Here is a 6,386-nt window from a genome sequence, read left to right as displayed (position 1 = left end):
TCATCTTCATAACGGTAAAATATGGGTTGAAAGCGAAAGCGGAAAAGGGTCAGTTTTCTATTTCAGTATTCCGGGTTTAATTACGTGACCTACAAATAAACTAAGTAAGGACTTCGAAACAGGTAAAGGAAGTTGGGTGAAATGGAACTTCTACGTATTCGTTCATCCTCATCAAGATTGAAAAGCACCTTGAATACCGAATCATTAAAGGTGTCCTCCAAAGTTCGCTGGCTAAGTTTTTCATTATCCAAAATGCCATACAGCAAAAGATGGAACAGCTTGTTTCCGTGTAGAACCTTCGCGTAATGATCGATTTTGGTCGTAAGAGACAAATTTGCTATAAGTGCCTCCGGAATGAATCCTAATAGCTGCTTTACATTGATGTTGTGGTCTTTAAATATGGCCATATCTCATTGATTATTAGCCATTAAGGCATTAAAAAACACGAGAAAAAAATTAAATATCTGATAATCAAATATTTATATCGATACACAAGAATATCCTAAAACAAAAAAGTCGGAAGAAAAATTCTTCCGACCATGACTGGATCGCTCCTCCTTGGTTATCAATTATAAACAGTGCATCGCCTCCGTGCTCTACAAATTGTTAAAGATTAAAAGCAGTTTGCGCGCGTTGCTTTGCAGTCCCGTCCATGATGGATTTAAACTTGGCTCTATAAATCTTTGGTGTGAACGAGTGGTTACTAATGGCTTAACATTTCATTACGGATGTTTTCCTAAATACAAACCCTTTATATACATTTACTTACTATTCGTAAAACATGCGTCGATACACGAGTAGCGGCAAGCATTTGACATTCTTCTAAACCAATAATAATATGAAAGAAAAAACAACAAAAGCAAAGCAAACATTTTTAATGATTGGTGCTGCAATAACATGGTTTGCCGTAATACTTCAATTCTATCTTATTATTCTTAACAGGGTAGAATCTGTCCCAGAAACCATTATTCGTTTTTTTAGTTATTACACTATCCTTACCAATATTCTTGTTGCATTTTGTTTTACAGTTCTTTTGGTAAAACCGAATTCCCGTTCGGGCATTTTTTTTTCACAACCAAGTGTGCTAACGGCTACTACAATTAATATTACCGTAGTTGGATTATTATACAATTTAATATTGCGACAGATATGGTCTCCAGTAGGATTTCAGCGATTAGCAGATGAACTACTCCATGTAGTTATTCCAATTCTGTTTATTTTATATTGGTATTTCTTTGCACCTAAAGGAGGATTGGGATGGAAAAATGCTTTTGCTTGGCTGCTATATCCTTTTTTTTATGCTGTTTTCGTGTTGTTTCGTGGTGCATTATCTGGATTTTATCCCTATCCATTTATTGATGCAAATACCCTTGGATTTAAGAAAGTGCTTTTAAACAGTGTTGGTTTATTTATTGGGTTTTTCTTACTATCACAATTATTTATTGCAATTACAAAAGCGATGAGTCGGAGGAACGCTAATACTTGAGGAACCTTTTGTATGATTTTAATTTAGTGTTCGTCATAACAAAGTATGCCATGCCGCTAACACAAGTATTGCCAATAGTGGGGCTGACATTTGTAAACGTCGACAGTAGTAACCAAAAAAGCCATTGAAAAAGGTTCGAGTTCTACCTGGGATTATGCTGAGAACCTATTGAACGAAAGCGTTGAGAAAGGAATTCTTAAAAAAAGTTAATTACCATCATTAAGGCGTTATCTCTACCTAAGATTAAAAACGATCAATAAATAGTGGACGTTAAATCATCTTATAAAAGCGCCCCTGTTTTCACCAAAGATCATCAAACCATAAGAAAACAGGGGGCGTTCTTCCGGGCGGGCGTAGCCCGCCGCCGGGCAATTTTCAAACCAAGAGGGATTGCTCCCCCTTGGTTATCAATTATAAATTAACGCCTCGCCTCCGTGCTTGGCAAAATTGCTACAAAGATCAAAAGTAGTTTGCGCCCGTTGCTTGGCAGTTCCATCCATGATGGATTTAAACTTGGCTTCATCACTTTTAAAACTGCGCACATTTTGAAAATAGCCTGTTACGGCATTATAAGCACCAAACACCGTTCCGGCGGTAGTTTCTAATTGCTGGGTATGGCTTGCTAAAGCATATTCATAAACATTATCTACAATGTTGGTATAATGAGTAGATAACAGGTCTAATTTACCTTCGGCTAAGTTGGTCAGCACTTCTTTATTAGGTGCCATTGCAATTTGTATTAATTTTTTCACTTCGGTATCGGTGATACGCGCCTTTGCCCATAGATTAAATAAGCCCTCCATTTCACCCGCTAAAACATGGCTGATCCCCAAAAGCGTATGCGCCTGTCTTAACCGCTCACCTGCGGATGCGGTATGTCGTATTTTTATGGCGTTGCTATTGCTCTGCATTGCAGCGTTTAGCGTGTTGTTACAAACTATGCGTATCGGGGTAAAAGCTGCGGTAATGCTCCCTAAACCATCGTGAGAGGTGGTTAAAAACAGGTATTGCTCGATCATATCCTTTCTGCCAACTTTAATATAATCGGGAAGTTTAGCGGTAATAAATACCCGTTCACCATTGCCTAACGCCCCGGCTGTTTCGTATAAAATACCTTCGCCACCACCTACGATTGCATCAAAAAAAGAAAAAGCATCCCGGTTTTGTACCACTTCATAATCATTGCCAACCACACCCAAAACCTGTTCCGTGTCGGCCCGAACGGTCGCAAAGAAATTAGGTACTGCTATTTCAGGGATTATGATATTATCTGCGGTTTTCCCGATATGGTTTGCGGTATCATAAGTAAACAAGGGGCGTTTTTCAACGATATAATCCAGTCCTGCGTGTTGTATCGCTTCGCTACTGGTCGGGTAACGGTCTATCACCTGCCCGAGGTTGTGCCAGGCTTTTTCTTTTACGCTCATAAAGCTGTTTTTGCCTGTTTTCTGATTGAAATTTATTTGATGTGCCATGATAATTTAATTTTAATGGGTTTTAGTTTTTAATTGCATAATCTCTGTTTTCAAAACCTTGACGTTTTTGGTACTGCTTACATTTAATTCCGTTTTGGATTGCAGTTCCCGTATAGCATCGTGTATGTTTTTATGGGTGGTTTTGATGGTTATTTTCAAAAGCAAAAAGATTGTACCTTCCATCGCCTTAATTTTGATAGGTGTTTATAAAATCGTTTAACTCGAATTGAAACCTTACCGGGTTTTCCTGTGCTAATTGCTCTGCGTAACCTTCCCAAAATATTTGGTTGGTTAACTCTATAAATTGCTCGTACATCGGATTAACTTTTTAAGGTGAAATTTAAAAATGCCCCCTTCCGTTGGCTAACGGAGGGAGCATTGGATTTGTTAGGCATTTGGAAAAACGATATTGGCTTCGATGTCCGCCAGTTTTTCGCTACAAGCATCAAAAATGTATTGAGATACCAAACGGATCAAGCCCGGTGTGGTGGTAATAAATTCCCGGTTCTTATCATCTTTGATAATGAGTTTGCAACCCTGATACGGGTTATCCTCCAACTCGTCATTTTCCTGCGTTAACGCCACTTCAAAGGCTGTCAATTGCTTAATGCGTGAAATCAGGTTTACCCGTTGAATGCTCCTGCGGTGCAAATCATCCACTACCTTTAAGGTGCTTTCTAAGTTCAAAGCAAATTTTACGGGCTTTACTTCCACTTTTAGTTCTTCCGCTTTTACTTCTTCGGCTTTTGGCGCTTCGTCTATCCCTTGTCCTGTGGTGTAAGGCGCAACGTAAGCGGGTTTGTTATCCACTGTAGCGGGGCTATCGCTCTTAACCTCGGCAGTTTTGGTTGCCTCAATTTGCGTAGTTTGGGCAGGTGTTTGATCTTTAGCGTTTTCATCTTCTTTGGCTTCCTTTTGGGTTAAGCTTGGGCGGTTTTCAACTCGGTTTGCTGTTTGGTTGTTTTTTGCTGCTGTACCTTGTACTGCGGTTGCATTTTTTTCTGCTGTTTTCATTTTTACTGCTTTTAAAGGGTTAAAAAATTTGTTTTTTTGTTTCCCTCTTTTCCCGAAGACTTTCCTAAAAAGCTATTTTTCAAAAGAAAAAACGGAAAAAAAGAAAGCAATTAAAAGGTGCCCGCAGCAGGCAAAAGGAAACGGAATAAGTCCCGCAGGGTGAATTGGCGAGGGACGAGCTAATTCATTATGCCGTAGTCTTTTGCGGATGTTTTAGAAGTCTTCAAGCTATGCGGGCAAAACCTTAGCTGCCTTTTTCTCCGTTTCGATTGGAAAATAGCTGCTTAAAGTGTCTGATCTTTCAGCAATTAATTAAGTGCAGAGCGAAGGCAAGCGCAGCTTTTCCCGGCGTAATGCAATGGAGCGGGTAAACAAGTGAATCCTGAATGATGCTCTTAATTGCATTTTCCGGCAGCTTACCAAAGCGGATGCTTTTGCAGCATAGCGAAAATGCAGTAGCAGGATATTTAAGCAGGCAACCTTTTAATCTCCTGTCAAGGATAGCAGCGGCATCCTTTCCGGGAAAGATATAGCGTATAGCGTGGCCGCAGGGACACCATAAAAACCGATCAAAAAATACTAATGCTTAAAGTATCTATCATTAAATCATTAATTTGCCATTAATGATGGAATAAATAATCATTACTAGTCTTAATAGCATTTGTTATTTAGAAATATTGTACTTTTGCTTAGAAAAGCAAGCATTAACTACTATAAAATCATTTAGTGATGGGAAAAGCAAGCATAGACTGGTATTCTATGAGCGACAAGGGTGTGTTAAACCTCATTGGTCAATTCATACAGGAAACCCGGTTGCAACAAAATAAAACCCAACAACAGGTTGCTGATTCAGCCGGTATTAACCGCTCTACCGTTGGGCAGATCGAAAAAGGGAACGGCGGTACGCTACTCTCCTTACTGCAAATCTTGCGGGTATTGGAACAATTACCTGTGTTGCAATCATTTGAAATAGAACAAAAAATTAGCCCCCTACAATTAGCTAAACTGGAACAACAGAAAAGGCAACGGGCCCGAAATAGCGATACCTCCAACAATGGAACTAAAGTAAACTGGTAATGATCAATAGCGCATTTATAAAACTTTGGGGTGAGCGCGTCGGCGCAATCGCGTGGGATGCCGATAAGGGGGTAGCTGATTTTGAGTTTGAACCGGCTTTTTTACGTAAGGGATGGGATATTTCCCCACTCAAAATGCCCGTTGGCGCAGCCAACGGAAGGATATTTTCTTTTAATGAATTACGGGGAAGTCAAACCTTTAAAGGGCTACCCGGACTGTTGGCGGATGTTTTGCCTGACCGTTATGGTAACACTTTAATAAATACCTGGCTGGCACGGGTTGGCCGCCCTGCGGACAGCATGAACCCGGTAGAAATGTTGTGTTTTATCGGCCAGCGGGGCATGGGTGCGTTAGAGTTTGAGCCGGTTGAACCCAAGGGAAAGAACACATCAACGAAGTTAGAAGTGGATAACCTGGTTGAGATATCCGAAGCTATCCTGTCGGGACGAAAGGACTTTCATACTGATCTGTCAAAAGATGAAGAAAAAGGATTGTTGGATATTTTAAAGATCGGTACCTCCGCAGGTGGTGCCCGTGCTAAAGCCGTGATCGCTTACAATCCTAAAACGGGTGAAGTGAGAAGCGGACAAGCGGAAGCACCTAAAGGTTTTACGCAATGGCTCATTAAGTTTGATGGGGTACATGATGCACAATTCGGCACTTCAAGGGAGTATGGCCGTGTTGAAATGGCTTACCACCTCATGGCGGTAGATTGCGGAATTGAAATGACCGAATGCCGGTTATTAGAGGAGCATGGCCGGGCACATTTTATGACCAGGCGCTTTGACCGGATACCGGACCAGGGGAAGGTTCACGTTCAAACCTTTTGCGCGTTACAGCATTTTGATTTTAACAATGTAGGCTCTTACAGCTATGAGCAACTCTTTCAAACGATGCGCTCCTTACGCCTGAACTATCCACAGACGGAGCAAATGTACCGCCGAATGGTTTTTAACGTATTGGCGAGAAACTGCGATGACCATACCAAAAATTTTGCCTTTACCATGAACAAACAAGGGCGATGGGCATTAGCCCCGGCTTATGATGTATGCCACGCTTACCGCCCGGATAGCCCTTGGGTCAGCCAGCAATCCTTAAGCGTTAATGGAAAAAGGCAGGGAATAGACCGAAAAGACCTGCAGGAAGTTGCCAAACAAATGACCATAAAAAAGCCCGATGAGATCATCAGGCAGATAGAAAGCCTCCTTAAATTATGGCCGGATTATGCAAAGCAATGTGAAGTGGCAACTGTTTTACAAAAAGCGATAGCCGAAACATTTGTTAAATTACAATCATGAAGTTAACACTAAGTAGCATTTTTACTAGTCATTACA

The 6,386-nt window shown here is 40.8% G+C and carries 7 protein-coding genes; 3 read left to right on the top strand and 4 right to left on the bottom strand.

Annotation, left to right across the window (positions count from 1 at the left end):
- Positions 1-838: 838 nt before the first annotated feature.
- On the top strand, positions 839-1,486 hold the full coding sequence (locus NAF19_RS29450; RefSeq protein ID WP_252793967.1) for a Pr6Pr family membrane protein: 648 nt from the start codon (positions 839-841) through the stop codon (positions 1,484-1,486).
- A 407-nt stretch (positions 1,487-1,893) separates the two neighbouring features.
- Here NAF19_RS29450 and NAF19_RS29445 read toward each other — a convergent pair whose 3' ends face one another.
- The 4 genes from NAF19_RS29445 to NAF19_RS29435 all read right to left on the bottom strand — a co-directional run bounded on the left by NAF19_RS29445 (position 1,894) and on the right by NAF19_RS29435 (position 3,975).
- Positions 1,894-2,961 carry a DUF932 domain-containing protein gene (locus tag NAF19_RS29445; RefSeq protein ID WP_252793966.1) on the bottom strand — a complete coding sequence of 356 codons (1,068 nt, stop codon included), beginning with the start codon at positions 2,959-2,961 and terminating at the stop codon, positions 1,894-1,896.
- 12 nt (positions 2,962-2,973) lie between these two features.
- Positions 2,974-3,144: a hypothetical protein gene (locus NAF19_RS29440; protein WP_252793965.1), complete on the bottom strand. Its 171-nt coding sequence runs from the start codon at positions 3,142-3,144 to the stop codon at positions 2,974-2,976.
- A gap of 4 nt (positions 3,145-3,148) precedes the next feature.
- Positions 3,149-3,277, bottom strand: coding sequence for a hypothetical protein (locus tag NAF19_RS30640; protein WP_256474505.1), 129 nt, complete (start codon positions 3,275-3,277; stop codon positions 3,149-3,151).
- Positions 3,278-3,348: 71 nt separating this feature from the next.
- Entirely contained in the window at positions 3,349-3,975 is a 627-nt protein-coding gene (locus NAF19_RS29435; protein ID WP_252793964.1) for a hypothetical protein, read from the bottom strand.
- A 729-nt stretch (positions 3,976-4,704) separates the two neighbouring features.
- Here NAF19_RS29435 and NAF19_RS29430 point away from each other — a divergent pair.
- The gene (locus NAF19_RS29430; protein ID WP_252793963.1) at positions 4,705-5,052 is read left to right on the top strand and encodes a helix-turn-helix transcriptional regulator; all 348 of its coding nucleotides are present in this window, start codon (positions 4,705-4,707) and stop codon (positions 5,050-5,052) included.
- Complete coding sequence (locus NAF19_RS29425; RefSeq protein WP_252793962.1) at positions 5,052-6,350, top strand: type II toxin-antitoxin system HipA family toxin; 1,299 nt, start codon at positions 5,052-5,054, stop codon at positions 6,348-6,350. Before NAF19_RS29430 ends, NAF19_RS29425 begins: the two co-directional genes overlap by 1 nt.
- Positions 6,351-6,386 lie beyond the last annotated feature (36 nt).

It is taken from the genome of Mucilaginibacter flavidus (genome assembly GCF_024055575.1).
Classification (GTDB): Bacteria; Bacteroidota; Bacteroidia; order Sphingobacteriales; family Sphingobacteriaceae; genus Mucilaginibacter; species Mucilaginibacter flavidus.
This window is presented reverse-complemented; position numbering and strand designations above follow the sequence as displayed.